Consider the following 2,091-nt stretch of genomic DNA (forward strand, 5'->3'; position numbering starts at 1 on the left):
CCACTCGCAGGCGGGCAAAGCGAAGCCCAGGGCGGCGCCGGTGAGGGGCCCCCAGACGGGGTGGGCCRGCAGCCGCCGCAGCCAGCGCCCCCCCGGCGCGAAGCGCCTGGCCAGGGCGGCGATCGCCACGCCGATCAGCAGAAAGGGCAGCGCCTCCACCAGTAACCCCTGAAACAGGGCCCAGGCCGTGGCCAGGCGGGTGAGACTCACGCTTGCGCCCCCGCAGGGAGGCTGGCGTCAAACCAGGAGGGCGTTGCGGCGAAAGCAGCGGCGTTGTGGCTGTTCTCGCGGGCTTCGGTCTTCCAGCAGCAACTGCGGCCGCCGTCGCGGCGCTGCAGAAGGTCGTTGGCCCAGCTCCACACCAGAGCGGCGCTGGCCTCCATGCCCACGTTCTCCATCACCCGCAGATCCAGGGCGCCGGCGTTGTGCAGGGTCTGCCACTGCTCCAGCAGGGGATCGTCGGCATTGGCCAGAAAGGTGTGGTCGAACTGATGGCTCAGCTGGGCCTCCAGGGGCCTGAGGCTGGAGAAGTCCACCACGAAACCGCAGGCATCGAGGGCGGTGGCGCTGAACCAGAAGGTGAAGCTGCGGCTGTACCCGTGCACGAAGCGGCAGTGGCCCTGATGGCGCCACTGGCGATGGCAACACGGATAGCCCTCGAAGTGCTTGCTGCAGGTGTAGGTCGCCGGCGCGGGCATGGGAGAGGATCGGGTCAGCGGCAGAGCGGTGGCCTTGCAAGGTCTATTTCAGCGTGGAGCGGGGCAGCGGCCGGAGCCCGGCTTCATTGAGGCGCTGCGCTTCAATGACGATGGCCTGATTCCCGCCGTGGCCCAGGACTGGCTGGACGGGGCGGTGCTGATGCTGGCCTGGATGAACCGGGAGTCGCTGCAACGCACCCTGGAGAGCGGCGAAGTGCACTACTGGAGTCGTTCGCGGCAGGAGCTCTGGCACAAGGGGGCCACCAGCGGCCACATCCAGCACCTGCGCGGTCTGCGTTACGACTGCGACGCCGATGTGCTGCTGCTCAGCATCGAGCAGGTGGGCGATGTGGCCTGCCACACCGGCGCCCGCAGCTGCTTCTATGACGACGGGCCCGAGCCCAGCGCCGGCGGAGCCGCCGCGCCGCCTCCACCCGCCGACGCCTGCACGGAACTGATGCGGGTGATTGAGGGGAGGCGGGACCAGCCCGAGCCCGGCAGCTACACCAACACTCTGCTGGAGGGGGGTGAGAACCGCATCCTCAAGAAAATCGGCGAGGAGAGTGCCGAGTTCGTGATGGCCTGCAAAGACGGCCAGCCGGCCGAGATCGCTGGGGAGGCCGCCGATCTCGTGTATCACCTGCAGGTGGCCCTGGCCTTCCACGGTGTCAGCTGGCGTCAGGTGCAGCAGGTTCTGGCGGCTCGCCGGGGCGCCCCACGCCGGGGATGAGAGCCTTCCGCCATCCATGGGCACGCGGCTCGTTCAGGCCGCAGGCAGCAGGAGGTTGCGGGAGCCGCGATGCCCCGATCGCAGGCCCGCTCAATCGGCCCTCAGCACCGTCTGTGCTGATCCTGCGGCTGGCGCCGGGGCTGCGGGCGGCGGCTGGCTGAGCCCAGGCTGGGACTGAAGCCAGCCTAGGGTGGCACGATCCCGCGCGCTCAGCTCCAGCACCGGCACCGGTCCGGGAATGGCGGCCAGGGCGTCGCCGGCAACATCGCTGTGGCCCCACATCCCGAAGGCGTGGCCCAGCTCATGCAGGGCCGTCGCCTGGGTGGCCTCCAGCCGCTGCCCTGGACTGATGCTCACCAGCACCTCGGGCTCCAGCTGCCAGCTGCCCTGCCGCAACACGGCCACGAGCTGCAACTCGGCGCGGCCATGGCTGGCGCGCCCACCCCTGAGGGGAGGCCGGCGGCGCAGCAGCTGAATCTGGGCCTGGCGGGGATCGTCCACCAGGGTGATCGGCAGCTCCGCGCTCCAGGTGTTGAGGGCGGCCTGCACCGCCTGGCGCCAGCGGCCATCCCAACGTGCTGCCGGCCCTGCGATGGCGCCCGGCTCGATCCAGAGGCACCAGTGGTCGCGCCGGGGCCAGCCCCAGGGGGTGGGGCTCAGCAG

At 70.6% G+C, this 2,091-nt stretch carries 4 protein-coding genes; 1 reads left to right on the forward strand and 3 read right to left on the reverse strand.

The features are described 5' to 3' along the window. Positions 1–210: permease (locus IQ216_RS13645; protein ID WP_193815900.1), on the reverse strand; the 210-nt coding region annotated here is incomplete at its 3' end. Further along, the gene (locus tag IQ216_RS13650; RefSeq protein WP_193815901.1) at positions 207–698 is read right to left on the reverse strand and encodes a 6-carboxytetrahydropterin synthase; all 492 of its coding nucleotides are present in this window, start codon (positions 696–698) and stop codon (positions 207–209) included. The genes IQ216_RS13650 and IQ216_RS13645, both read right to left, overlap by 4 nt. Positions 699–732: 34 nt before the next feature. On the opposite strand from IQ216_RS13650, the gene hisIE reads away from it, so the two are divergent. Next, positions 733–1,428: a bifunctional phosphoribosyl-AMP cyclohydrolase/phosphoribosyl-ATP diphosphatase HisIE gene (gene hisIE, locus IQ216_RS13655; RefSeq protein ID WP_228007540.1), complete on the forward strand. Its 696-nt coding sequence runs from the start codon at positions 733–735 to the stop codon at positions 1,426–1,428. Positions 1,429–1,518: 90 nt separating this feature from the next. On the opposite strand, the gene IQ216_RS13660 is transcribed toward hisIE, so the two are convergent. Then, on the reverse strand, positions 1,519–2,091 hold a 573-nt coding region (locus IQ216_RS13660), incomplete at its 5' end, for a peptidase (RefSeq protein WP_193815903.1).

It is taken from the genome of Cyanobium sp. LEGE 06143 (assembly GCF_015207535.1).
Lineage (GTDB): Bacteria > Cyanobacteriota > Cyanobacteriia > PCC-6307 > Cyanobiaceae > NIES-981.

Coding starts and splice junctions, on each gene's coding strand:
- IQ216_RS13650 (WP_193815901.1), bottom strand. CDS start 698: ATGCCCGCGCCGGCGACCTACACCTGCAGCAAGCACTTCGAGGGCTAT.